Below are 23595 nucleotides of genomic sequence, written 5' to 3'. Positions count from 1 at the left end.
AAATGACGCTTAACGCATCTAAATAGACAAAAGGGCTAAAAGTTAATAACTTAGTCGCACTATTAATAAATAAGAATGGAACTCAGGATGTTTAAACACACTCTAGCATGTGCTGTAATTGTAGCGCTTAGCGGCTGTTCAGAGCCAACTAATACGGTAACTCAAGAAGAAGTAAAAGCACCTATGAAGCAAGTTAACGCAGTTATATACCCAGAAACAAAAAAAGGCGATGTCGTAGATACCTACTTTGAAGAAGCCGTTAGCGACCCATATCGTTGGCTTGAAGATGATATGAGCGATGAAACTGCCGATTGGGTTAAAACGCAAAACAATTTAACGTTTTCTTATTTAGAACAAATACCTTATCGCGATAAGTTAAAGCAGCGCCTTGAAAAACTAATGAACTACGAAAAAATAGGTCCTCCTTTTACTGAAGGCGATTACACCTATTTTTATAAAAACGATGGCCTGCAAAATCAATATGTTTTGTATCGCAGTAAAGATGGCGGCGACGTAGAAGTATTTTTAGATCCAAACAAGTTTAGTGACGATGGTACGACGTCTATGTCGGGTTTATCGTTTTCAAAAGATGGCTCATTGCTCGCGTATCAAATATCTGAAGGTGGTAGCGATTGGCGTAAAATTATAGTTATTGATGCACATACTAAAGAGCAAGTTGAAGAAGCGCTTGTTGACGTTAAATTTAGTGGCATTGATTGGTTAGGCAACGAAGGTTTTTATTATTCAAGTTACGAAAAACCTAAAGGCAGTGAGCTTTCGGCTAAAACAGATCAGCATAAAGCGTATTACCATAAGCTAGGTACTGCACAATCTGCTGATAGTGTTGTATTTGGTGAAACTGATGAGCAAAAACATCGCTATGTAGGCGCGGATGTAACTCATGACGGCCGCTACCTACTTATTTCGGCAAGTACGTCTACGTCAGGCAATAAGCTGTTTATTAAAGATTTAACAAAAGAAAACAGTGAGTTTGTAACGGTTGTTGGAAATACTGATTCAGATACATCGGTTATTGATAACGAAGGCAGCATGCTGTTTTTAGTTACTAACCTTAATGCACCAAACAAGAAAGTAGTGACGGTTGATGCAAGTAACCCAAGCCCTGAAAATTGGGTTGATTTAATTCCAGAAACCAAAAACGTACTAAATCTTACAAAAGGTGGCGATACCTTTTTTGCCAACTACATGGTTGATGCGATTTCGCAGGTAAAACAGTACAACAAAAAAGGTGAGTTAATTCGCGAAATTACATTACCAGGCGTGGGTACTGCACGTGGTTTTAGCGGTAAAAAAGATCAAACAACGCTTTATTATTCGTTCACTAACTACAAAACACCAGGTACTACTTATACGTTTGATGTAACTACGGGTGAATCGGGTGTTTATCGTAAGTCGGCTATTGATTTTAATAGTGATGATTACACGTCTGAGCAAGTGTTTTACACATCAAAAGACGGCACTAAAATACCGATGGTAATTACCTATAAAACAGGCATTAAGCTTGATGGTTCAAACCCTACTATTTTATACGGTTACGGTGGTTTTAATATTAGTTTAACGCCAAGCTTTAGCCCCGTTAATGCAGTATGGCTTGAGCAAGGTGGTGTGTACGCCGTTGCTAATATTCGCGGTGGTGGTGAGTACGGTAAAGACTGGCACAATGCCGGCACTAAATTGCAAAAGCAAAATGTGTTTGACGACTTTATTGCGGCTGCTGAGTATTTAAAAGATAAAAAGTACACGTCTAAAAAGCGTTTAGCACTTCGCGGTGGATCTAATGGTGGTTTGTTAGTTGGCGCAGTAATGACTCAGCGCCCAGACTTATTTCAGGTGGCTCTACCTGCTGTAGGTGTACTTGATATGCTGCGCTACCATACATTTACTGCGGGTGCTGGTTGGGCATACGACTACGGCACCAGTGAGCAAAGCAAAGAAATGTTTGAATACATAAAAGGTTATTCACCACTTCATAATGTAAAAGCAGGTGTTGAGTATCCAGCGACTATGATTACAACCGGCGATCATGATGACCGCGTTGTTCCTTCGCATTCGTTTAAGTTTGCCGCTGAGCTTCAAGCAAAGCAAACAGGTAATAACCCAACGCTTATTCGCATAGAAACCAATGCGGGGCATGGTGCAGGTACTCCAACGAGTAAAACAATTGAGCAGTACGCTGATATATTTGGTTTTACGTTATACAACATGGGCGTAGAGTCGTTATAAAAGCGCTTTAACTAAATAGCTAACTTTAATAGCTGAGCAAAAAGGCCGAGTAAATTTGATTTACTCGGCCTTTTTAATGTTAGCAGTTAGCAGTTAGCATTCAGCTACTGCATAGGTGAAAACAATCGTTGATACGTTTTATAAGCGTATTCGTCGGTCATTCCGCTCAAATAATCGCAAATTATACGCATACCTTGGTTTTGCTTTTGCGCTTCGATGTATTGTGCTTGTGTTGTTTCGGGCAATAAACGCAGCGGATCGCTAGCAAACGCGGTAAATAACTCTATTAGTAAGTTTTGACCTTTGAATTCTATTTGCTGCATTTCGGGGTCGCGTATTAAACGTTGAAACACAAAATGCTTAAGTATTTGCAATACACTGTCGTATTGGGCATCTAATTTAGCGGTGTACTTTAAAATAGGGCATTCAAAGTCATCGTTTTGTATATCTAAATGTATATGAATAATAAAGGTATTAACCAGCTCACCTATGGCATCTTTTCGCTCATAATCATTTTTTGAAAACAAACGCTTCGTGAGCGACTCAAGCATGGTGTTTAACCAGTCAAAATTTAGTGCTTTTAAATGAGGTAGAGCATGAGTTTGCCAATCGTCTAGCGTAAGTACATGGGTTGCAATGGCATCTTCTAAGTCGTGTACGGCGTATGCTATATCGTCGGCATGTTCCATTATTGCGCTATCGAGCGATTTATACGTTGTTTTAGCGCGGTACTTATCAATAGCGGCATGGTTACCCAGCAACGTTTTATCGTTTTGACTCAGTGGTTCTACTATCCAATTGAATATGGCTGCATCGTCGTTGTACAACCCTTTGGCAGGTCGCCAATCATCAGCTTTAATAAATGCACGACCGGTTGTGGCATCGGGAATGGTATGCCAAAGCGTATTAATAAACGCGGGGTATTTTATAAAACCTAATAAAGTACGACGAGTTAGGTTCATGCCGTGGCCATTACTGTAGGGCTCAAGTTTTGCAACTATGCGCAGTGTTTGTGCGTTACCTTCAAAACCACCGTGATCGCGCATCATGTAATTTAGCGCTATTTCGCCACCGTGGCCGAAGGGTGGATGGCCAATATCGTGCGCTAAACACAGTGTTTCGAGCAGTCCAGTTGATGGAAAGTGCGTAAAGTCGCTATGTTGCGCTTTTAAATGGCGCAATATGCCGGTACCAATTTGCGATACTTCTAAAGAGTGGGTAAGGCGAGTGCGGTAAAAGTCGTTTAGGCCAATACCCATAATTTGGGTTTTAGCTTGCAAACGCCTAAATGCTGCGGCATGAATAATACGCGAACGGTCGACCTGCCATGGCGAGCGGTTATCGTTAGGACGATGTTTATATTGCTCTATTATTCGGCTTTGCCATTGTTTATCCATACTGCTTACTCACACATAGTTAATATTATTAAACTTTGCTCAGTATACCCATGGACTTATAAATTGCGAATGAACAAATGCATTACATAGGCTCTGTTTTATCTAAAACCCAAATACATTGCTGAAAATTCAACCGTAAAAGGTCATCAAACCCCAGTTATTCGCGTTTATAAAGTGGCTTAGGTATAATGCGCCTTCGTATGCTTGTGTATTAACCATGCATAGTTGTTGTTTCAAAGAGAGAATACATGTTAAAAACGATTTTTAAGCTTTTACTAACCGTGTTTTTTGTATGGGCGCTTGCATATCCGTTTATACAAAATGATGATGTTGAGCTAAATGAACAAACGTCAGAACAACCAAAAAAAGTGAAGAAAAAAGAAAAACCATTACATAATGTAAAACTGCCAAAGTTTTCAGAATTTAGTGATGTTAAAGAAAAAAAACATGCATTTTTTAGCTTTATTCGTCCGCACGTTGAAGCCGAAAACAAAAAAATATTACAGCAACGCGCTAAGCTTGAAATAGCACGCATGATGCTACAAAACGAATTACCTTTAGAAAAAAAGCAAAGCAAAGATATTGCAGCAATATTAAAGTCGTACGGCTTACCAACCAGCATTGATACGCTAATACTTACGCAAGCACTACGCCGTGTTGATATAATTCCTAAAGAATTAGCGCTTATGCAAGCTGCAAATGAATCTGCGTGGGGCACATCGCGTTTTGCACGTATTGGCCTTAACTTTTTTGGTCAGTGGTGTTACACAAAAGGTTGTGGCATGGTACCAAAACGCCGTAATACTGAAGCTGCACACGAAGTTGCTGCGTTTAAATCGGTAAGAGCTGCTATAAACTCTTATTTTAAAAACATAAATACGCATCCTGCTTATAAAGATTTGCGCGCAATACGTGAAAACTTACGTCTTGAGCAAAAACCAATTTTAGCGACTGAACTTACACATGGTTTAATGTCTTACTCTGAGCGCGGTGAAGCGTATATAGAAGAGCTAAACACGATGATTAGCCAAAATAGAGCCTACTTTGATGAATAAATACATTTTTAATTGCACCAACGCCATTGCGTTAGTGCTGCTGGGCATGAGTGCATTTAATGTTAATGCTAGAGAATTTGTTATGTCGTATGACGGTTTTTATGACCGATTAAAAGTTGTTAACAAAGGCGACTTTCAATATGCGCGAGTTAATTTTTATATAAGTGATATAGCAACTAACGAAGCGTGTGCCATTAAAAGCGGCACTATTTTAACTGAAAAGAACGAGTACCCACTTAACTTTACAGATAAAGCACAATTACTATTACCGTTCGATAAGCAACTTGATACAGATAAAGCTGTTATTGTGGTGCAGCCACAAAATCCAGATCATGATTGCCAATTAAAACTTCAAATAGAAGCAAACGAACTTGAAGATTTAACGTTTTCAAAGCAGTCGTTATATACCATTAACGAAGAACTTGATGAGTTGTTAACTGACTTGTCGGGCTTTTTTGTAAGTAAATTAATGTGGTTTTTATTACCAGAGCAAAAGGGCGTGGCGGTTACATTTAAAAGCCCAATGCAATTTGATGATAAGAGCATAACGTGCGAAAAGTCTGTGTGTTATTTTGCAGTTGAAGATAACTGGGAAGATGATACCGCATCACTTGGCGATATATCGCAGGTTATTAAAGTAACGCCTTGGATTGTTAAGTAGCTCACATACAAAAGCGGCATTTAGCCGCTTTTTTGTACCAAAATTAGTATTCGCTTTTAGTCTTTATTTAATAAGTGGTGCCGATGAATCGCGCTGCATTAAAGTAGGTTCAAAAAAGCGATTTATAACAAGATTTTTATTTTGATAGACATCTTTAAGCACTAATTTAGCAGCCATTTCGCCCATTTTTCCGACAGGATTATCTATGGTCGTGAGTGTAGGGTACAGATAGTTTGCAAAAATAACGTTATCAAATCCAACAATCGATAAATCGTTTGGTAAATTATAACCGTGCTCTCGAGCATATTTCATAGCACCAGACGCCATTTCGTCATTGGCGCACACTAGTGCAGTAAAGCTGAGCTTTTCATCAATAAAATGTTTTAAGCCTTTACTACCACCGGTTTCGTTAAAGTCCCCAATGTAATAAAGCGCAGGATCAAATTTAATACCAGCCTCTGTGAGTGCTTGTTTATGACCCTCTAAGCGGTTAAAAGCATCGGCTTTAAACTGCGGACCTGCAATGTACGCTATTTGTGTATGGCCGTGATTTAATATCGATTTAGTGGCTAGGTAGCCACCTAATTGATTATCTAGGCTGATACAGTTATCTTTTAATTGCTCTACGTAACGGCTCATTAAATAAACGGGCGTAGAGCCTTTACTTAGTTTTATTAGGTAGTCGTCTGAAACGGCTTCTACGTGCAAAATAATAGCATCGCAGCGTCTGCTAATTAAAAACTCAATGCCTTCTTGTTCTTTGTCTTCTTCACTGTGGCCGGTGGTAATAATAACGTGTTTACCCGCAGCTCGAAGCTCCGATTCAATACCTGCCATCATTTGGGCAAAGAAAGGACCATGTAACTCAGATACTAAAATACCGACACTGTTAGTACAGTTAGAGGCTAAAGATTGCGCTATTGAGTTAGGCTTGTAGCCAAGCTGCTCCATGGCATCAAGCACTTTTTTTTTGGTTTTATCGCTTACACGGGTATTTTTGTTCATCACGCGAGAAACGGTGGCTAACGATACGCCCGCAAGCTCTGAGACTTGATAAATTGTTGCCATGTTATTTGTTCACTCGCTTATCCTTAACTAGGGTCTGTTGATCTTTGTGGATTAAAATTTGTTCAAACTAGGGGCTATTTAATCGCGGCGCGAGGTTTGTAACCTAGTGGGCTAAGTAAAAACCGAGCAACAAAGAGTAAATAGCCCCTAGAAAGAACCCTTTGGGCTGCGCCTGTTTGGCATTAATGCTACGTTATCGCCCATTTATGGGGAATAACCACACTACATAGGCTCTGCCTTGCCTAAATACCAAACAGACTGCTGCAAATTTAACCTTGAAAGATCAACAGACCCTAGTTGTTAGTTTAGATTGAATATTTTCAACAACCTGATTAGTCAGTGTATATTTTTTCATTATGTAGGCAACAAATAAAGATCCAAAAGCAGGTAACACAGTAAATGAGAGCAAAATACCGTGTTGAGTATCAATAGTTTGTACTACATCAGCCTGATAGCTATAAAAAGATAACAACCAGCCTGCAATTGCGCCGCCTACTGCCACGCCCATTTTAATAAAAAATATGACACCTGAATAAACTAAACCGGTAATGCGTACACCAGTTTTTTCATGCCCGTAATCTATAGTGTCGGCCATTTTTGCCCACAACAGTGGGGTAGCCATATCTAAAAAGAATTTCCATAAAATAAAGGCTGTAAATGCGAGTACTAATTGATCTTCACTAATAAAGTAGCTAAATCCGCAAATAGCGGCAGCAATAACTTGTAAGCTTATATAGGCTTTTATTTTACAAAAGCGCTTTGCAAGCGGTTGAGCTAAAGCACACCCTAGCATGCTTGCTGCAACGCCTAGAGTCATAAAGAGGGTGATTAAATCGTCTCGACCTAAATAGTATTTTACGTAGTAAACAGCAAGCGTAAGCCTTAATACTTGACCGGTAAGTAAAAAGAACGCAGCTAAGCAAAGCGTTCGCCATTGATCGTTTTTAATTAATGCTTTAACACTTTGTGTAAAAGGAATGTTTTGCTCTTTTGGCTGTTGTATACGCTCTTTTGTGCCTAAAAAACAAAGTAAAAACAGTACAAATCCTAAAATGCTCATTGCAGTCATGGTGTATTGATAGCCCTTAGCTGCATCGCCTTGGCCAAAGTACTCAACCATTGGCATAGTACAACCCGCTACTATTACACCGCCTAACATACCAAATACAAAGCGGTAAGACTGAATAGTCACGCGCTCTTTTACGTCGCTTGTAAGTACACCGCCCAGTGCACAATAAGGAATATTGATAGCGGTGTAAGCCACCATTAGGAGTGTGTAAGTAGTAAAGGCGTAAACTATTTTATCGGTGCCTTCTAAATTAGGCGTAGTAAACGCTAAAATACTAATAATGGCAAAAGGAAGTGAAAGCCAAAGTAGGTAGGGGCGAAAGTGCCCCCAGCGCGTATGTGTTTTGTCAGCAAGGTTGCCCATTAATGGGTCGGTTACGGCATCAAAAATACGTACTGCTAAAAACATAGTACCGACAACAGCGGGTGATAAACCCACTACGTCTGTGTAGTACAGCATTAAAAACATCATAACTGTTTGAAAAATAATATTACTGGCGGTGTCGCCTAAGCCATACGCTATTTTTTCTTTTACACTGACCATGATTATTTATCCCGCTTTATACTTGTTTTTAGTTATGGGTATATTCTTATCTTTTAGAGATGAGTTCTTTATAAGCTAAGCCACTATTTTTGATAGTGCGTTGCTGCGTCTTATAATCTACATACACAATACCAAAACGTTTTAAGTAGCCTTCTGCCCATTCAAAGTTATCCATTAAGCTCCAAGCAAAGTAGCCATGAATAGTAACACCTTGTTCAATCGCATTATGAACCGCGTTTAAGTGGGTATTATAATAACTTAAACGATCTAAGTCGTTAACTTCGCCATTATTATAAGTATCGGGCATGGCTGCGCCATTTTCGGTTATATAAATAGGCGGTAGCGTGTATGTTTTATTAAGCGATACGAGCAAGTCGGTGAACGATTGCGGGTAAATTTCCCATCCCATATCAGTTAGCGGGCCTGTAGGTGCAATAGGCTCATAAATATCAGTAGGGTGCGCCTTATAAACTTGGCGGGTATAAAAGTTTATGCCTAGGTAATCGATTGGTTGCGAAATTAATTCCATGTCGCCTTCAAAAATCTCAGGCTGATGGTTTAATGGTAATTGATTAATTATATCAGGATATTGGCCATCAATTATTGGTTTGATATACCACTGATTAAGGTAATCATCTGCAAATGCAGTGGCTTTTAAGTCTTCATCACTTTGAGTAAGGCTATAACACGGCGTAAAGTTAAGCACTATGCCATTTAATGTATTAGGCGAGTTTTGCTTTAATACGCTCATAGCGAGTCCGTGGGCTAATAATAAATGGTGCGCTGCTTTACGGCCATATTCTTTACCCACTTTACCTGGGGCATGAATACCAATTTCGTAACCTAAAAACGCACTACAAAATGGTTCATTCAATGTGGCATAAGAGTGAACGCGATCGCCAAAGGCTTTGGTAATTAAATTTACGTAATGTTCAAAAGCGTAAGCTGTTTGTCTGTTAAGCCAACCGCCTTCATCTTCAAGGTGCTGCGGTAAATCCCAGTGGTACAAAGTAACAAAGGCTTTAATATTGCGACGTTTTAGCTCATCTAAAATATCAGTATAAAACTTAACGCCTACAGGATTTAACTTTCCTTCTTGGGTCATCACGCGCGGCCATGAAATAGAAAGCCTGTAAGCATCTACGCCAAGTGACTCAATAAGGTCTATATCATCACGCCAAAGGTTATAGTGATCGCACGCGGTATGACCGTCTGAGCTATCGACTATTTTATTGGGTGTATCGCAAAAAGTGTCCCAAATACATGGGAGACGATCTTGTGATCCGCCTTCTATTTGAAAAGAAGCCGTAGCCACACCGTATACAAAGTTTTTAGATAAAAGCGGTGAATGGGGTGGTAGTGATAATTTTGTCATTAATAACAAACCTTTTGTTAGTCATTTACAGAGAAATCAGCTCTGTGTTTTTGCTTAATTAATGCTGTATGAGGGTACAAAAAATAAAAAGTGTTGAAATATACAGCTTGTTCGTATTTAATTGCATATGAAAGCGCTTACATTTAAGGTTAGTGTTTATTAATTCTTAGGTCAACTCTTTAATGCTTCTGGATGGTTTAAAGACAGCTGAAAACTAAAACAGGGCAGCTTAAGAATAGATTTATAATAATAAAATACGGAGAACACATGGCAAGTTCAGCACCAGTGACAACACACACACAGTCGCAAAACTATCAGGATAAAAATTACAGTTTTGCATTAACTTCTCTAACAACATTATTTTTTATGTGGGGATTTATAACCTGCTTAAATGATATTTTAATCCCACACTTAAAAGCCGTATTTAACTTAACGTATGTACAAGCCATGTTGGTTCAGTTTTGCTTTTTTGGCGCTTACTTTTTAATGTCACTTCCAAGTGGTTATATAGTTAAAAAGGTGGGCTATAAAAAAGGCATCGTGATTGGATTATTAATTGCAGCAGTCGGGTGTATATTATTTTACCCAGCAGCGTCTTTACATAGTTACCCTGTATTTTTATTCGCTTTATTTGTACTTGCCAGCGGCATAACGTTATTGCAAGTATCTGCTAATCCTTACGTAAGTTTGTTGGGCTCCCCAAAAACTGCGTCGTCTCGACTTACGCTTACCCAAGCTTTTAATGCATTAGGTACCACTGTTGCGCCATCATTTGGTGCTCTGTTAATTCTAGACTCAGCGTCAGAAGCCTTTTTAACACCGGCTCAAAATGCAGAGTCAGTTCAACTTCCTTACCTCCTTTTAGCTGCAATGCTTATTTTACTAGCCGGTATTTTTGCTTGGCTTAAATTACCAGACATTATGAGCGAGCAAAAAGCAGAAGCCGAAAAATCAGAAGCAATTGAAGGCAGTGCTTGGCAGTATCGCCATCTTGTATTAGGTGCTGTGGGTATATTTATGTATGTAGGCGCCGAAGTGGCAATTGGTAGCTTTTTAGTAAGCTTTTTAGCACAAGAAAATATAGCAGGGCTAAAAGAGAATGTTGCAGCTCATTACATCACTTATTATTTTGGTGGTGCTATGGTTGGGCGTTTTATTGGTGCTGCTGTAATGCAAAAACTACCCGCTGGTAAAGTACTTGGCTTTAACGCAACCATGGCTATTATTTTAGTCATTATTGCCATGAGCACGTCGGGGCAATTAGCAATGTGGTCAATCCTATTGGTTGGTTTATTCAATTCTATTATGTTCCCAACTATTTTTAGTTTAGCGTTAAATGGACTTGGTAAGCATACCGCTCAAGGCTCTGGTATTTTGTGTTTGGCGATTGTAGGTGGTGCAATAGTGCCACTTTTACAAGGTGCGCTTGCTGATAGTGTGGGTGTTCAACTTTCGTATGTTTTACCTATTTTATGTTACATATTTATTGTTTTTTACGGCCTACGAGGCAGCAAACCAGTATTAGTGAAGGAGCCATCATAATGAAAACGACTTTTAAACTTAATGCATTAGCAATTGCAACGTTAGTAGGAAGTGTTACTGCACTAAGCGGATGTACTAACGAAAGCTATGTTGAAAAAGTAAATGTTGAAGCGCAATCTAAGCTTGAGAAAATTTGGCCAAAGCTTTCAATTGCAGTGAAAAAAGACCCTGCTATTGAAGCTCAAATTCTCACGTTTTTAGAAAATATGACGCTTGAGCAAAAAGTAGCGCAAATGATTCAACCAGAAATTCGTGATATTACCGTTGAAGACATGCGCAAATATGGTTTTGGCTCTTATCTTAATGGCGGTGGTGCATTCCCTAATGGCGATAAGCATGCAACGCCAGAGGATTGGGTTGCACTTGCAGAAAAAATGTATCAAGCGTCTATTGATGACTCAGTGGATGGCAGCAAAATTCCGACTATGTGGGGCACCGATGCAGTACATGGTCATAATAACGTAATTGGCGCGACACTTTTTCCACATAATATTGGTTTAGGCGCGGCTAATAACCCAGATTTAATAGAGCAAATAGCGTCTATTACCGCAGTAGAAGTAATGGCTACGGGGATAGATTGGGTATTTGCACCCACTGTAGCAGTAGTACGAGACGACCGTTGGGGCAGAACGTACGAAGGCTATTCTGAAGATCCAAAAATTGTTCACGATTACTCAGCAGCGATTGTAAATGGATTGCAAGGTAAAGCCGATGGCGACTTTTTAAGTGATAAGCGCGTTATTAGCACGGTTAAGCACTTTATTGGCGATGGCGGCACCGTTGATGGGGATGATCAGGGAAATAATATAGACAGCGAGCAATCGCTATTTGATATTCATGCTCAAGGTTACGTAGGTGGTTTGTCGGCGGGTAGTCAATCTGTTATGGCATCTTTTAATAGCTGGAATGGCGTTAAAAATCACGGCAATAAATACTTACTTACAGATGTATTAAAAACACGTATGGGTTTTGATGGTTTTGTAGTGGGAGATTGGAACGGCCATGGTCAAATTAAAGGCTGTACTAACGAAAGCTGCCCAGAAGCGGTAAATGCTGGCCTTGATATTTTTATGGTGCCAACAGGCGCGTGGAAGCCGCTATATGAAAATACAATTGCACAAGTAAAAGCAGGTAAAATAAGTATGAGCCGCATTGATGATGCGGTGGCACGTATTTTACGCGTTAAATTACGCGCTGGGTTATTTGATAAACCAAGTCCGGCTAAGCGTCTTTACTCGGGTAAAACAGAGCTTATTGGCGCGCAAGCGCATCGCGAAGTCGCACGTCAAGCTGTGCGCGAATCGCTTGTATTGCTTAAAAATAAAAATAACCTATTACCTATCGCAGCTAATCAACGCGTACTTGTAGCGGGTGATGGTGCTGATAATATAGGTAAACAGTCGGGTGGTTGGAGTATTACGTGGCAAGGGACTAATAACAAAAATACAGATTTCCCTGGAGCAACGTCAATTTACAAAGGGTTTGAAGAGCAAATATCTGCAGCAGGTGGAAGTGTTACTTTAAGTGCAGATGGTACGTTTGAACAACGTCCTGATGTTGCCATTGTTGTATTTGGTGAAGAACCATACGCAGAAGGGCACGGCGATAAAGATAACCTTGAGTTTGAACGTGGAAATAAAAAGTCATTAGCACTTTTAAACTCGCTAAAAGAGCAAGGTATCCCTGTTATATCTGTGTTTATTTCAGGTCGCCCTATGTGGGTTAACAGCGAACTTAATGCATCTGATGCGTTTGTAGCTGCATGGTTACCTGGTACAGAAGGTGCAGGTATTGCTGATGTTTTATTAAAAGCAGCAGACGGCACCATTCAAAATAACTTTAAAGGTAAGCTATCGTTTTCTTGGCCTAAATCGGCGGTACAAACTACGGTTAATAAAGGCGATGAAAATTACGATCCATTACTTCCTTATGGTTTTGGTTTAACGTACGGCGATAAAAATGTATTAGCTGACGACCTTGATGAAGACTCTAAACTTGATAACTCAGGGCTTACGAGTATGGATATACTTGTTGGTGCACCTGTAGCACCATGGCGCTTATTGTTAAAATCGGGCGATGAGCTTTTAGATGTATCGAGTAGTACTCATGAATTTGGTGCAATTAAATACCGTACTGAGGACAAAACAGTACAAGAAGACGCGCGCCAATTTAATTTCAGCGGTGCAGAAAAAGCCAGTGCTGAAATAGTAACAAGCTTTGCAGAAGATACTATTGCCTACGTTGAGGCAAATGGTGTGATTAGCTTTGATATTAAATTAAACGAAGCACTAACGAGCGATGTAGCGCTTGCTATGACTTGTTCTGGTGAGTGTGGTGCAAGCATTGATTTAGCAAACGTAGTGGATAAAACCATTGGAAATAAATGGCAGTCAGTATCAATTGATTTAGGTTGTTTTGCTGATAAGGGTGTTAATTTTGCAAACCTAACAAGCCCATTTAGCTTACACAGCGATGGTAAAGCATCAATTTCTGTAGCTAATATTCAGTTTGTGCCAAATAAAGCGGACGAGGCTACACTTTCTTGTAGGTAGTTTACAAACTCTATTGTGTGTATACCAAAGCCCTTCGAATGAAGGGCTTTTTTTATGTAGATATTAGGGCGTGTTTATCTTTGACGATTAGCTTTGCATTAATAAGCTTTTTTCATCAAAGGTAACCACTTTGTCTCGGCCTGTTTCTTTAGCTAAGTAAAGGCGTTTATCCGCATAAGCAAGTAGCTCTTTTATTGTAGCCTCACCATTGATCGCATTACTTACTCCAGCGCTTACCGAGAGGCTAATGTGTTGTCCGTCATGATAAAAAGGCTGGATACTTATATTTTTTCGTAATTGCTCTGCATCATTTTTTGCTGCACTTAGGCTGTAATCAGGCAGTAAAATGGCAAATTCTTCTCCGCCAATTCTGGCACTAATACCCACATTTAAAAATTGCTCTTTAATATGTTGAGATATCCATTTAATTGCCTGATCGCCCATTTCGTGGCCAAATTGATCGTTTACACGTTTAAAAAAGTCAATATCGAGCAAAATAACAGATACATTTTTATCTATGTTTTTAGGATTACTTAGTGCTTCCCTGCTTTTTGTAAAAAAGCCACGGCGGTTAAGTAATTGACTGAGCGTGTCGGTATTAGCAAGGCTTGAAAGCGTACGTTCAGTATTCGAAGCCAGCAGATACGGCAATATAAGTGCGCTGCAAGTAGCTAAAATTAAATGGCTACTTAAAATAAACTGGAGTGATTCAAGGTAATTAGCTGAATTAGCACCCAGGTAAGGAATTGCGAGTAATGTTGTTTGTGTGAGCATTAAAAGGGTATGAATTAAAAAGCACACAACAAGCGCTTTTTTCTGCAACGTTGCTACAAAGCTCATACTTTTAATAATGTAAGCTGAGTAGAGGTATAGGCCCGAAATAACAAAACTTGTTAGCATTTGCCCTGCTGAATAAGGATATATGGGCAGTAAGGTCAGCGCTGTAAAGCCAAGCAAATAATACAGTGGCACTAAGTTTAATGGTTTGCTGTGTTTATATTTATGTAATCCAACAATAATTAAAAATGGACTTAGTAATATAAAAATATCAGCCAAATAGTGTGTAATAAAAGGCACGTCTATTACTAACTTTAAACAGGCAAGTAATTCGGCAAATGCAAAAGTGATACACGCTAGGCCAAATAATAAAAATGATGTTTGTTTTTTAAAGTTATGTAAAGATAAAAAAAATAGGCCTATTAATACGTTAAGAATGAAAGAGAGACTGATCACTGTAGGCAGGTGTAGCATTTAAGATTCTCTTTTATTAAAGATAGGCGTGGTTGGCGTGGAAAACGTGCTGATTATTATGTATTAATGTTTAAAGGTCAATATGGGTAAAAAGTAGTAATCTACCCATGTATCTAATTTGAAAAAGATTTTAACTGAACGAATATTAACGCCCGCTAAACCAAGCTCTCTAAAGCCGATTTTATATCAGGATGATGAAAACGATAATTGTGAACGAGTGCCTTTTTAGGGACTACAAATTGCCCCGTTGTTAATAAGTCTGACATTTCACCCATTAATAGTTTAAGTGCTGCAGTGGGCATAGGAATAAATGCAGGTCGAGAGAGCGCCTCGCCTAAGCTTTTACTAAATTGAGCATTGCTTACAGGGTTGGGTGCTGTTGCGTTAACAGGGCCTGATATTTCTGGGTGTTTAATAATAAAGAGTATTAGCTGAATCATATCGTCTATGTGTATCCACGACATACCTTGCTCGCCGTTACCAATCGGGCCGCCTAAACACAATTTAAAAGCAGGCAACATTTTTCCAAGTGCACCTCCTTTTTTAGCTAAAACAATACCGGTGCGCAAAAGGCATACTCTAGTTTGTTCTGATTGTGCAAGTAGTGCTGCACTTTCCCAGTCTTTACAAAGCTGGTGGCTAAATTCATTGTGTGGGCTCTCAAACGTTTCATCGATATGATTACTATTTTGTCGACCATAAAAACCGACGGCACTTCCAGATATAAAGGTATGCGGGGGAGAACTACAGGCTTTAATAGCTTCACTAATTTGCTGTGTAATATCAATACGGCTGTTTCGTATTATTTGCTTTTGTTTGTCGCTCCAGCGTTTATTTACAATCGGCTCGCCAGCAAGATTAATAACGATATCAACAGTGTTAAAATCAACATCACTAATGTCACTTACGGCTTTAACTTTGTGGCCTAATAATACATTTGCTTTAGTTGGATTGCGGCTAAGTACAGTAACAGTATTATGATGAAGTAAAAAAGGGCATAAGTGCTTACCAATTAATCCGGTCGCGCCAGTTATAAATATATGCATTATTAATCCTTACAATAAAATAGAAGCAAGTGATTAAAAAAACATACTCGCTAGCAAACGGCTTTGCAAATTTATACGTACAACAGGCTTTTATGATCACTTCGTAATTATTTCATTTAATTACCTTTTGCCTTACACTGGGGCGATATAGTTAATAAAAGGATTAATAAATTGGCAAGTTTAACTGGAGTGAATAAAAGCTTAATAGTTTTTGCTTCCTTAGTAGTGGTACTCGCCGGAATAAAAGCCGCGAGTGTAATTATTATTCCGTTTATTTTGGCGGCATTTATTGCCATTATTTGTAACCCGCTTATCAAGTTTTTTGCGCGCTACAAAATTCCTAAAGGCATTGCTGTTATGCTGGTAGTGCTTATTATAGTTGGCTTAGGTGTAAGCCTTGGTGGGCTTGTAGGGCAATCTATCAACGATTTTTCTCAGCAGCTTCCTGAGTATAAAACACAACTTAAAGAAGAATTTGTGTGGCTGGTCGATTTAGCATCTCAATACAACATATTGATCAATAAAGATCAGTTAATTAATATGTTCGACCCTGGCAAAATGGTTGATGTGGCCACTAATATGCTCACTGGGTTAGGTGGCGTAATGGCAAACATGTTTTTAATTATTTTAACGGTTGTTTTTATGCTGTTTGAAGGGCCAATGCTGAGCAAGAAAATACATATGGCACTTGAAGACCCTGATAGTAAAATGAAGCAAATTGACCGCTTTTTAGAATCCATTAATTCATACTTGGCAATTAAAACGCTAGTAAGTTTAGGGACGGGTATTATTGCTGCGTTTTATTTATGGATTTTAGACGTTGACTACTTCGTGCTTTGGGGCGTGTTGGCATTTATGTTCAATTACATTCCAAATATAGGTTCAATTATTGCGGCTGTACCAGCTATATTACTTGCCCTTATTACTCAAGGCCCGTTAGTGGCAGGACTTGTTGCTGCAGGATATTTAACAATAAATACGGTAATGGGTAATATTGTAGAGCCTAAATTTTTGGGTAAAGGGCTGGGTCTTTCAACGTTAGTGGTGTTTTTATCATTAATATTTTGGGGCTGGTTATTAGGTACTGTGGGTATGCTTTTATCTGTACCATTAACAATGATTGTAAAAATAGCCCTAGAAGCCAGTGCAGAGGGCAAGTGGGTTGCCACTTTAATGGGCAGTGGTGAAGACGTTACTAAAAATAACTAACATTTATAACCATCAAGGGCTGTAAAATTAAAGCCCTTGATGGTTAAGTTATCAATAAATACAGGGCAATTAATTAACAAACGATTTAATAGCGTCATCCACAGCGTTTATTGCGCCTTCTAAATATCCTGCTTCTTGTTTTGCAAACTCACTCGCTACAAAATGAATGTTGAGGTTACTTAATTGCTCTTCCAAGTTTGAAAAATCAAATTCTGGGTGCTGTGAAGGCTGAGTTTGATCGTCTCTATTAGCTACAAATTTATCCTCTGCCCAGTCTTTAATAAAGTATCCGGTTGCCTTTTCAGAATCCTTACCATAAAAGTAGCTGAGCTGTTGGGCACAGGCTTGAATTAATTGCTCTTGAGTTACTTGGTTTCGTGATAAGTAGGGGACACCTATAAAGCCAAATAATGCGGCGTAATTACTATCCTCAGCACTGGCATCGTGAATTTCGACCATAGGGCCTACGCGGCTAAAGCATTGCCCAGATAAGTTTTTATCACGCCAAAATGCATGTTCAAAAGTAGCTATAAATTTGGCTTGTCCTGCCATCCATGTAGGTACACTATTGAGGCGGTTTATGAGTGTTGGAGTCGCCCATAGTTCAGGTGTTAAATGCGTTGTAACCATACGAGGAGGAATTGCTGAAATTAATTTGCCAGTAGTAAAGTGCTTTATATTGCCTAAGTGATTAACAGTAACTTGCCAGCTATTATCGTTCTTTTTAAGCTCAGTGACATTGTGTTCTAATAATATTGAATCAGGATTAAGTTGCTCATATAAGGCAGTTATTAAGGTATTCATGCCGTGTTTGAGTCTAAATAGTTGCATATCTCCAGCACCTGCAATTTGTTGAGGTTGCTTTGAGTTAGGTGCTTGATATAACACATCTCCTTTATTGTATTGCTCAAATATACTTAAGTTGAGTGACTTTAATAGCGCTTGAATTTTTGGTTGGTGGGGAAATATCCACGTAGGACCCAAATCAAAACTAATATCGTTATTTATTTGTGATTGCGCGGCAAAAATTCGGCCACCTAACTGCGATTTAGCTTCTAATAATAAGTAGTTGTAATTTATACACACTGTATAAACCAGCAAGTCCGCCACCTATAATAATTACTGGTTTAGTCATTTGTTTACCTATTAGTTATTTAGCAATCTACTAGTAGGTAGTTTGTTTTGATATTAATAAATTGTCAAGTAAGCTAAAGGAAACGAGTAAAGAAACGTAACTAGTTTAGTGTGCTTAAGTTACGTTAAAATGGGTGTTTTAGTGATTCTGTAAATTGATTTATAAGCTCAATTTCACACAGTTTATAGCTAATGGCTGCGGTTGTCGCATTAGGAAGTTTTATTAAGTAACGCCATTGGCAGGCGCTCTCAAGGTACTTTTCATTATTTTTAATGCTGCGCATAAATAACGGCAGCACTTGCGTATTGCCTGTGCTTTCTTGTGATTTAGTGAGCTCATATTTACGCTTTTGTATCCAACTGCCTTGTGCTTGTTTTGCTTTATCAATTTGGCTATCTAGGCATTGAATATATCGCTTAGCTTCATCGGTTGTTGCTTTAGCGGCTAAAGTACATGCCTCATCTGCAAAGCTGTATTGGCTTGAAGCTAATAACACAATGGCAGTTAGTTGTAATAAATGGTTACTTTTTGTCATTGTAATTAAACTCTAAAATAAATTGAGCGCCGCCTAAGTTATCAGCTTCTGTAATGGTAAGTGTACCGCGATAGGACTTAACCAAGTCAGATACAATTGCCATCCCAACGCCGTGTCCACTTTCGTATGTATCCAGACGAGTACCCCGTGTAAGTAGAGATTCACGTTTATCCTCTGGTACGCCAGGGCCATCATCGCTAATTCCAATACACAAAGTTTTGCTTTGAATAACTTGTATTGCTACTTGTATTGCTACTTGTGAGCGACACGCTTTACAGGCGTTATCAATCAGATTGCCAAGTAATTCCATTAAATCTGTTTGGTCACCTAAAAAGTAATCTTTTTCGGTTACGGTGCAGGTAAAAATAATATCTTTATCACGGTACACTTTTGCCATAGCACTGAGTATTGAATCGAGTACTGGCTTAATAGGTGTTTGTTTTTTCCAGGTGTCTGATGCACCGGTTGCAGCACGCTTTAATTGGTGCTCGATCATCACATTAATTCGGTCGAGTTGTTCTTGTGCATCGGCATCGTTTGCCAATGGACTTGATTTTAGCACCGCAAGCGGTGTTTTAAGTGCATGAGCAAGGTCGCTTAATGAGGCTCTGTAACGCTCTTTTTGGCGTTGTTGAGACTCAAGTAGCAAGTTTAGGTCTGCTTTTATTGTTTGCAGTTCTACAGGGTAGAGGCCTTTAATTTCTTGAATATCACCCGATTCAATTGCTTTTATTTCTTTATCGAGTCGTTGGAGTGGGCGAGCGCTCCAAATAAAACCAATCGCCATCAGGCCTGCAATTGCAATGCCCATTATAAACATCCAATCTACAAGGGTTTGCTTAAAACCATCCATTAAACGAAGTAGAGCGTCATTACGTTTAACTAATATAAAGCGAGCTTGTTCTGATTGATCTATGTTATTTAAAATTACAGTCAGGCTAAGTTGCCAGTACGCGGTGTTATTATACTCCACGCGCCTGAAATCGGCAGCACCGGCTTTGGTTTCTATTTGCTCTGGTACATAGTTTAAGTTTACAGCCGATTCTGAGTTCCAAACAGGATCATCATCGCGGTAAATCATTGCGTAGGTATCTGAATTTAATCTGTTTAACTCAGGCGCTAAAATAGTGCTGGGCATAATAATACCATGCTCAGTAAAGTCGACTTCAGATATTAGCGAGTAAAGCTGTGCTTCGAGAGTTTTTTCAGTCGCATCAACAAGTGAAGCGTAATACGCTTTGCCAATTGAATAAAATAAGATAGGGAGCGCGACTAATAAAACAAAGACAAGGATAAATCCTTGCCTTATTTTTAACGATATTTGCGGTATTACCACTGGCTTTTAAGCCTGTAACCACGCCCACGTAGTGTCTCTACTGGGTTTAGCACACCATCAGGGTCAAGCTTTTTACGCAAACGTAGTACAAATACTTCAATTACGTTTGAATCAAGATCGAAATCTTGGTCGTAAATATGCTCAGTAAGTTCTGATTTAGAAATTACTTTTTGCGGATTTACCATTAAGTATTCAAGTACTTTATACTCGTAAGCTGTAAGGCTAAGCTCTTTATCATCAACCCATACTTGTTGAGAACGTGTATGAATTTTAATTGGGCCCGCAGTCATTTCTGGATTTGCTTTACCAGCACTGCGACGAATTAATGCATTACAACGTGCAATAAGTTCTTCAACATGAAATGGTTTGGTAAGGTAGTCATCAGCACCTGCATCTAAACCTTCTACTTTATCCTGCCAGCGATCGCGCGCTGTTAAGATTAAAATAGGAATAGTAATGCCCTGTGCTCGTGCTTTATTGATTAGCTCAATACCGTCTATTTTAGGTAAACCTAAATCAACTACGGCCATATCAAGCGGGTATTCTGTAATGTGGAAAAGACCTGCTTCACCATCGTGACATAAATCCACGCTGTAACGTTCTTTTTCTAAAGCATTACGTAGGTTATCTGCTAAATGTAAATCGTCTTCAATAACTAAAATTCGCATTTGTTAATCCTTTTTCACTTCGCCGGTTTTTTTATTTATATGTAAATCAACGACGTGGCCGTCAGATTTGAGTATTCGTACGGTATAAAAATCTGTTTTTTCGGTAATTTTTAAGGTCTTACCGCCTATTGTTTTCTTTGCAAGTATTACGGCTTTCTTTTTGTCCACCTCAGCATGAGATGCTTGGGTGGCCGTCGCTGCTTGAGCAATGTTAGCTAAGCTAACACAAGCAATAAAACCGAGGCTTAATAATACGCGCATAATGGAAAACTCCTAGACCAGACCCACTTAGTTTAATTAACTAAGTTACTAAAATTCAAGTAAAAACGCTAAATTCGCTTTTATCTCAGTAATTTTAATTAAAATCTTGTGAACAAACCCTGAATTACAGTGCAACGCACGCTCTTAGGGTTTAATACACTTTTAAGCACGGAACACTTTTTTGAAAGGTTTAACAACTGTATTTTCATAGATGCCAGCGGCAACGTAAGGGTCAGCTGCTGCCCATTCTCGAGCGGCTTCAATTGACTCAAACTCAGCAACAACTAATGAACCGGTAAAACCTGCTTCTTGAGGATCTTCACTATCGACTGCCGGAAACGGACCTGCGGTAAGTAAACGATTTTGAGAATCAAGCTCACTAAGGCGCGCTAAATGTGCAGGGCGTGCTGCTTTTCTAAGCTCTAAGCTATTTTCAACGTCTGTTGAATGAATCATGTACAACATAAGTAATCTCATAAAAATTGTTAAATTTGATTAACGCAATACTACCACAGCGTTGAAAATTGGTGAATTAAAAGCGTATTTACACAGGTTTACACATCGATTTTATTTTTACACTGTAATTGCTTGAAAATCTCTGTGTAACACTGGTAGAGTCGCTGAAATATACAAAATAATAAAAAGGTTTCAAGCATGAGCGAAAATAGAGAACGATTTAGTTCCCGTCTCGGATTCATATTAGCGGCGGCAGGTTCGGCTGTAGGTATTGGTAATTTAGTTGGCTTTCCGGTTTCTGCTACTAAAAATGGCGGCGGCGCATTTTTATTAATTTACGCTTTATTTGTCGTATTCATTTGTTTACCAGTCATGATGGCTGAAATGGCAATGGGTCGTAACGCTCAAAAAGATCCACTTGGTTCGTATAAGCTATTATCAAATAACGATAAAAAATGGAAGTTTGCAGGCTTTTTAGCCGTGCTTACACCATTTATGATTGCTGTATTTTATATGGTAATTACGGTTTGGATTTTTGGCTATTTAACGCAAACAGGCCTAGGTAATTTAGATTTATTAGCTGATCCCGGCCACTTTGGTGTTTTTATCAATAGTTACACTGTGTTTGGTTATATGGCCGTTGTGGTTATTATGGTGAACTTAATTTTATTAGGCGGTGTTAAGCAGGGCATAGAAAAAGCCGCTAAGTTTTTAATGCCCGCTTTATTGGTTATGCTGCTTGCCCTCGTTATTTATGTATTAACGCTTGATAACGCAATGGCCGGTGTTAAATACTATATTATTCCTGATTTTTCTAAAATGAATGCAAGTGTCTTAAATGGCGCATTAAGCCAAGCGTTTTTCTCGCTATCTTTGGGCATGGGTATCTTAATGACTTACGCATCTTATATTTCTAAAAAGGATGACATTGTCAGTAGCGCTAAAATGGTTGCTATTACTGACTCACTTGTTGCGTTTGTAGCTGGTTTAATGGTGCTACCCGCTATATTTAGTTTTGATCCAAATACAGACCCTGCAGCACTTTCTGACTCGTCTGTATCGATGATTTTTGTATACCTACCTAAAATCTTATTAGCACTGCAAAATGATATTGGCTATGTAGGTGCATCTATTGTTGCATTCTCATTCTTTTTATTAGTATTTTTTGCAGCAATTACCTCACTTGTTTCAATAGTAGAAGTCCCGACTGCAACCCTAAGTGACCGCAAAGGTATTAGCCGTAAAAAAGCATTGGGCATCCTTACACTTTCAACCGGCGTACTTACTATTTTATGTACAATGTCGTTTGGTATGATTGACAGCCTTACTTCGTTCACCAGTTATGGCGGCGTTAATAAGAGCTTCTTTGATATTATTGTTGATGTATTTTACGACACAATTTTACCGCTTAATGGCTTAATGGTGTGTTTATTTGTAATGTATCGCTGGAAAAAAGCACGCTTAACACAAGAGCTAAGCTTAGGTTCGCCTAATTATGCGGGAAGCTTTATGGAAAAATACGTTAACTTTTCACTTTCAACGTTTATTCCTGTTATTTTAGCTGTGATATTTATTAATACAGTGGCGACTAAGTTTTTCCACTTAAAAATATTTGGCTTTTAAATAGACCTCTTTAAAGCTTATTGAATAATATAATGCCGCTCAGCTAAGCTCTGCGGCATTTTTTATGAGCGTTTCTACAGGTATCTGTTAAAAGGATTTAAAAATGAATAAAATTATTATCGGGTTTGCTTTTGCTATTTCATCATTTGGCGCATTTGCACAAAGCGCTGATGGTTGGCCAGAAGGCGGTGCAATGCACACTGGCAAAATTTATAATTTAGAGGGTAATAGGTACAAAACTAAAATCAGTAAAATGATGGATGAAATTTACCCACAACTAACTGATGATTACCAAGTTGATGCAGTTAAAGCACAAATAATAGCATGGGAGCCGTATATAGACGCTACATGTAACGTTGTTGGCATAGCAACGGGGGCAGGTGGCTCTTGGCCCTCAACGTATAGTGTTAAATGCGAAAGAAGCCTAAGTTATGATAGATACTTTGCAACTAAAAACGCGCTGAAGTGCGTTAATAGATTAAGCAAAGAAGAGTTTGTAGGGCGTAGCGAAAAGTTAAATTGCCTAGATTCAAATTGTAAGTGCATAACTTGTTTTGGCTAGATTAAGT

General features: G+C 38.8%; 19 protein-coding genes and 1 pseudogene. 8 read left to right on the top strand and 12 right to left on the bottom strand.

The window, feature by feature from the left end; all coding sequences use genetic code 11:
• Positions 1-87 precede the first annotated feature (87 nt).
• Entirely contained in the window at positions 88-2244 is a 2157-nt protein-coding gene (locus GQR53_RS14925; RefSeq protein WP_165744357.1) for a prolyl oligopeptidase family serine peptidase, read from the top strand.
• A gap of 104 nt (positions 2245-2348) precedes the next feature.
• Here the strand turns inward: GQR53_RS14925 and GQR53_RS14920 are convergent, their stop codons facing one another.
• Positions 2349-3641, bottom strand: coding sequence for an anti-phage deoxyguanosine triphosphatase (locus GQR53_RS14920; RefSeq protein ID WP_165744356.1), 1293 nt, complete (start codon positions 3639-3641; stop codon positions 2349-2351).
• 248 nt (positions 3642-3889) lie between these two features.
• Between GQR53_RS14920 and GQR53_RS14915 the strand changes: the two genes are divergently transcribed.
• Together GQR53_RS14915 and GQR53_RS14910 are read left to right on the top strand one after the other, a co-directional pair.
• A complete protein-coding gene (locus GQR53_RS14915) occupies positions 3890-4696 on the top strand; it encodes a glucosaminidase domain-containing protein (RefSeq protein ID WP_165744355.1) in 807 nt (268 codons plus the stop codon).
• A 46-nt stretch (positions 4697-4742) separates the two neighbouring features.
• Positions 4743-5357, top strand: a complete 615-nt coding sequence (locus GQR53_RS14910) for a DUF2987 domain-containing protein (protein WP_165744367.1) — start codon at positions 4743-4745, stop codon at positions 5355-5357.
• A gap of 63 nt (positions 5358-5420) precedes the next feature.
• Here the strand turns inward: GQR53_RS14910 and GQR53_RS14905 are convergent, their stop codons facing one another.
• The 3 genes from GQR53_RS14905 to GQR53_RS14895 all read right to left on the bottom strand — a co-directional run bounded on the left by GQR53_RS14905 (position 5421) and on the right by GQR53_RS14895 (position 9412).
• On the bottom strand, positions 5421-6425 hold the full coding sequence (locus GQR53_RS14905) for a LacI family DNA-binding transcriptional regulator (RefSeq protein WP_165744354.1): 1005 nt from the start codon (positions 6423-6425) through the stop codon (positions 5421-5423).
• A 283-nt stretch (positions 6426-6708) separates the two neighbouring features.
• The gene (locus GQR53_RS14900) at positions 6709-8037 is read right to left on the bottom strand and encodes an MFS transporter (RefSeq protein WP_165744353.1); all 1329 of its coding nucleotides are present in this window, start codon (positions 8035-8037) and stop codon (positions 6709-6711) included.
• Positions 8038-8083: 46 nt separating this feature from the next.
• On the bottom strand, positions 8084-9412 hold the full coding sequence (locus GQR53_RS14895) for a GH1 family beta-glucosidase (RefSeq protein ID WP_165744352.1): 1329 nt from the start codon (positions 9410-9412) through the stop codon (positions 8084-8086).
• A 267-nt stretch (positions 9413-9679) separates the two neighbouring features.
• On the opposite strand from GQR53_RS14895, the gene GQR53_RS14890 reads away from it, so the two are divergent.
• Together GQR53_RS14890 and GQR53_RS14885 are read left to right on the top strand one after the other, a co-directional pair.
• The gene (locus tag GQR53_RS14890; protein ID WP_002959789.1) at positions 9680-10954 is read left to right on the top strand and encodes a sugar MFS transporter; all 1275 of its coding nucleotides are present in this window, start codon (positions 9680-9682) and stop codon (positions 10952-10954) included.
• On the top strand, positions 10954-13506 hold the full coding sequence (locus GQR53_RS14885) for a glycoside hydrolase family 3 N-terminal domain-containing protein (protein WP_165744351.1): 2553 nt from the start codon (positions 10954-10956) through the stop codon (positions 13504-13506). Before GQR53_RS14890 ends, GQR53_RS14885 begins: the two co-directional genes overlap by 1 nt.
• An 87-nt stretch (positions 13507-13593) precedes the next feature.
• Here GQR53_RS14885 and GQR53_RS14880 read toward each other — a convergent pair whose 3' ends face one another.
• Together GQR53_RS14880 and GQR53_RS14875 are read right to left on the bottom strand one after the other, a co-directional pair.
• Positions 13594-14757: a GGDEF domain-containing protein gene (locus GQR53_RS14880; RefSeq protein WP_165744350.1), complete on the bottom strand. Its 1164-nt coding sequence runs from the start codon at positions 14755-14757 to the stop codon at positions 13594-13596.
• Positions 14758-14912: 155 nt separating this feature from the next.
• Positions 14913-15803 carry a TIGR01777 family oxidoreductase gene (locus GQR53_RS14875; RefSeq protein ID WP_165744349.1) on the bottom strand — a complete coding sequence of 297 codons (891 nt, stop codon included), beginning with the start codon at positions 15801-15803 and terminating at the stop codon, positions 14913-14915.
• 171 nt (positions 15804-15974) lie between these two features.
• Here GQR53_RS14875 and GQR53_RS14870 point away from each other — a divergent pair, with 171 nt between their 5' ends.
• Positions 15975-17012, top strand: coding sequence for an AI-2E family transporter (locus tag GQR53_RS14870; protein WP_165744348.1), 1038 nt, complete (start codon positions 15975-15977; stop codon positions 17010-17012).
• 69 nt (positions 17013-17081) lie between these two features.
• On the opposite strand, the pseudogene GQR53_RS14865 reads toward GQR53_RS14870, so the two are convergent.
• The 6 genes and pseudogenes from GQR53_RS14865 to GQR53_RS14840 form a co-directional block, all read right to left on the bottom strand.
• Positions 17082-18147: pseudogene (locus GQR53_RS14865) on the bottom strand (FAD-dependent oxidoreductase).
• A 124-nt stretch (positions 18148-18271) separates the two neighbouring features.
• On the bottom strand, positions 18272-18682 hold the full coding sequence (locus GQR53_RS14860; RefSeq protein WP_165744347.1) for a hypothetical protein: 411 nt from the start codon (positions 18680-18682) through the stop codon (positions 18272-18274).
• Complete coding sequence (locus tag GQR53_RS14855) at positions 18669-20018, bottom strand: ATP-binding protein (protein WP_165744346.1); 1350 nt, start codon at positions 20016-20018, stop codon at positions 18669-18671. Before GQR53_RS14855 ends, GQR53_RS14860 begins: the two co-directional genes overlap by 14 nt.
• Positions 20012-20686 (bottom strand): response regulator transcription factor, encoded by a 675-nt coding sequence (locus GQR53_RS14850; RefSeq protein WP_002959806.1) that lies wholly within the window; start codon positions 20684-20686, stop codon positions 20012-20014. The genes GQR53_RS14855 and GQR53_RS14850 overlap by 7 nt, the downstream gene beginning before the upstream one ends.
• A 3-nt stretch (positions 20687-20689) precedes the next feature.
• Complete coding sequence (locus GQR53_RS14845) at positions 20690-20947, bottom strand: PepSY domain-containing protein (RefSeq protein ID WP_165744345.1); 258 nt, start codon at positions 20945-20947, stop codon at positions 20690-20692.
• Positions 20948-21109: 162 nt separating this feature from the next.
• Positions 21110-21412 (bottom strand): YciI family protein, encoded by a 303-nt coding sequence (locus GQR53_RS14840; protein ID WP_206013296.1) that lies wholly within the window; start codon positions 21410-21412, stop codon positions 21110-21112.
• 189 nt (positions 21413-21601) lie between these two features.
• Between GQR53_RS14840 and GQR53_RS14835 the strand changes: the two genes are divergently transcribed.
• Together GQR53_RS14835 and GQR53_RS14830 are read left to right on the top strand one after the other, a co-directional pair.
• A complete protein-coding gene (locus GQR53_RS14835) occupies positions 21602-23026 on the top strand; it encodes a sodium-dependent transporter (RefSeq protein WP_165744344.1) in 1425 nt (474 codons plus the stop codon).
• A gap of 103 nt (positions 23027-23129) precedes the next feature.
• Complete coding sequence (locus tag GQR53_RS14830) at positions 23130-23588, top strand: hypothetical protein (RefSeq protein WP_165744343.1); 459 nt, start codon at positions 23130-23132, stop codon at positions 23586-23588.
• Positions 23589-23595: the final 7 nt, after the last annotated feature.

Source organism: Pseudoalteromonas sp. Z9A6 (assembly GCF_011378805.1).
Classification (GTDB): domain Bacteria; phylum Pseudomonadota; class Gammaproteobacteria; order Enterobacterales; family Alteromonadaceae; genus Pseudoalteromonas; species Pseudoalteromonas distincta.
This window is presented reverse-complemented; position numbering and strand designations above follow the sequence as displayed.

Excerpts from the sequence above, each read along its gene's own strand:
- GQR53_RS14925 (WP_165744357.1), top strand. The coding sequence starts at position 88 with ATGTTTAAACACACTCTAGCATGTGCTGTAATTGTAGCGCTTAGCGGC.
- GQR53_RS14920 (WP_165744356.1), bottom strand. The coding sequence starts at position 3,641 with ATGGATAAACAATGGCAAAGCCGAATAATAGAGCAATATAAACATCGT.
- GQR53_RS14915 (WP_165744355.1), top strand. The coding sequence starts at position 3,890 with ATGTTAAAAACGATTTTTAAGCTTTTACTAACCGTGTTTTTTGTATGG.
- GQR53_RS14910 (WP_165744367.1), top strand. The coding sequence starts at position 4,743 with ATGAGTGCATTTAATGTTAATGCTAGAGAATTTGTTATGTCGTATGAC.
- GQR53_RS14905 (WP_165744354.1), bottom strand. The coding sequence starts at position 6,425 with ATGGCAACAATTTATCAAGTCTCAGAGCTTGCGGGCGTATCGTTAGCC.
- GQR53_RS14900 (WP_165744353.1), bottom strand. The coding sequence starts at position 8,037 with ATGGTCAGTGTAAAAGAAAAAATAGCGTATGGCTTAGGCGACACCGCC.
- GQR53_RS14895 (WP_165744352.1), bottom strand. The coding sequence starts at position 9,412 with ATGACAAAATTATCACTACCACCCCATTCACCGCTTTTATCTAAAAAC.
- GQR53_RS14890 (WP_002959789.1), top strand. The coding sequence starts at position 9,680 with ATGGCAAGTTCAGCACCAGTGACAACACACACACAGTCGCAAAACTAT.
- GQR53_RS14885 (WP_165744351.1), top strand. The coding sequence starts at position 10,954 with ATGAAAACGACTTTTAAACTTAATGCATTAGCAATTGCAACGTTAGTA.
- GQR53_RS14880 (WP_165744350.1), bottom strand. The coding sequence starts at position 14,757 with ATGCTACACCTGCCTACAGTGATCAGTCTCTCTTTCATTCTTAACGTA.
- GQR53_RS14875 (WP_165744349.1), bottom strand. The coding sequence starts at position 15,803 with ATGCATATATTTATAACTGGCGCGACCGGATTAATTGGTAAGCACTTA.
- GQR53_RS14860 (WP_165744347.1), bottom strand. The coding sequence starts at position 18,682 with ATGACAAAAAGTAACCATTTATTACAACTAACTGCCATTGTGTTATTA.
- GQR53_RS14850 (WP_002959806.1), bottom strand. The coding sequence starts at position 20,686 with ATGCGAATTTTAGTTATTGAAGACGATTTACATTTAGCAGATAACCTA.
- GQR53_RS14845 (WP_165744345.1), bottom strand. The coding sequence starts at position 20,947 with ATGCGCGTATTATTAAGCCTCGGTTTTATTGCTTGTGTTAGCTTAGCT.
- GQR53_RS14840 (WP_206013296.1), bottom strand. The coding sequence starts at position 21,412 with ATGTTGTACATGATTCATTCAACAGACGTTGAAAATAGCTTAGAGCTT.
- GQR53_RS14835 (WP_165744344.1), top strand. The coding sequence starts at position 21,602 with ATGAGCGAAAATAGAGAACGATTTAGTTCCCGTCTCGGATTCATATTA.
- GQR53_RS14830 (WP_165744343.1), top strand. The coding sequence starts at position 23,130 with ATGAATAAAATTATTATCGGGTTTGCTTTTGCTATTTCATCATTTGGC.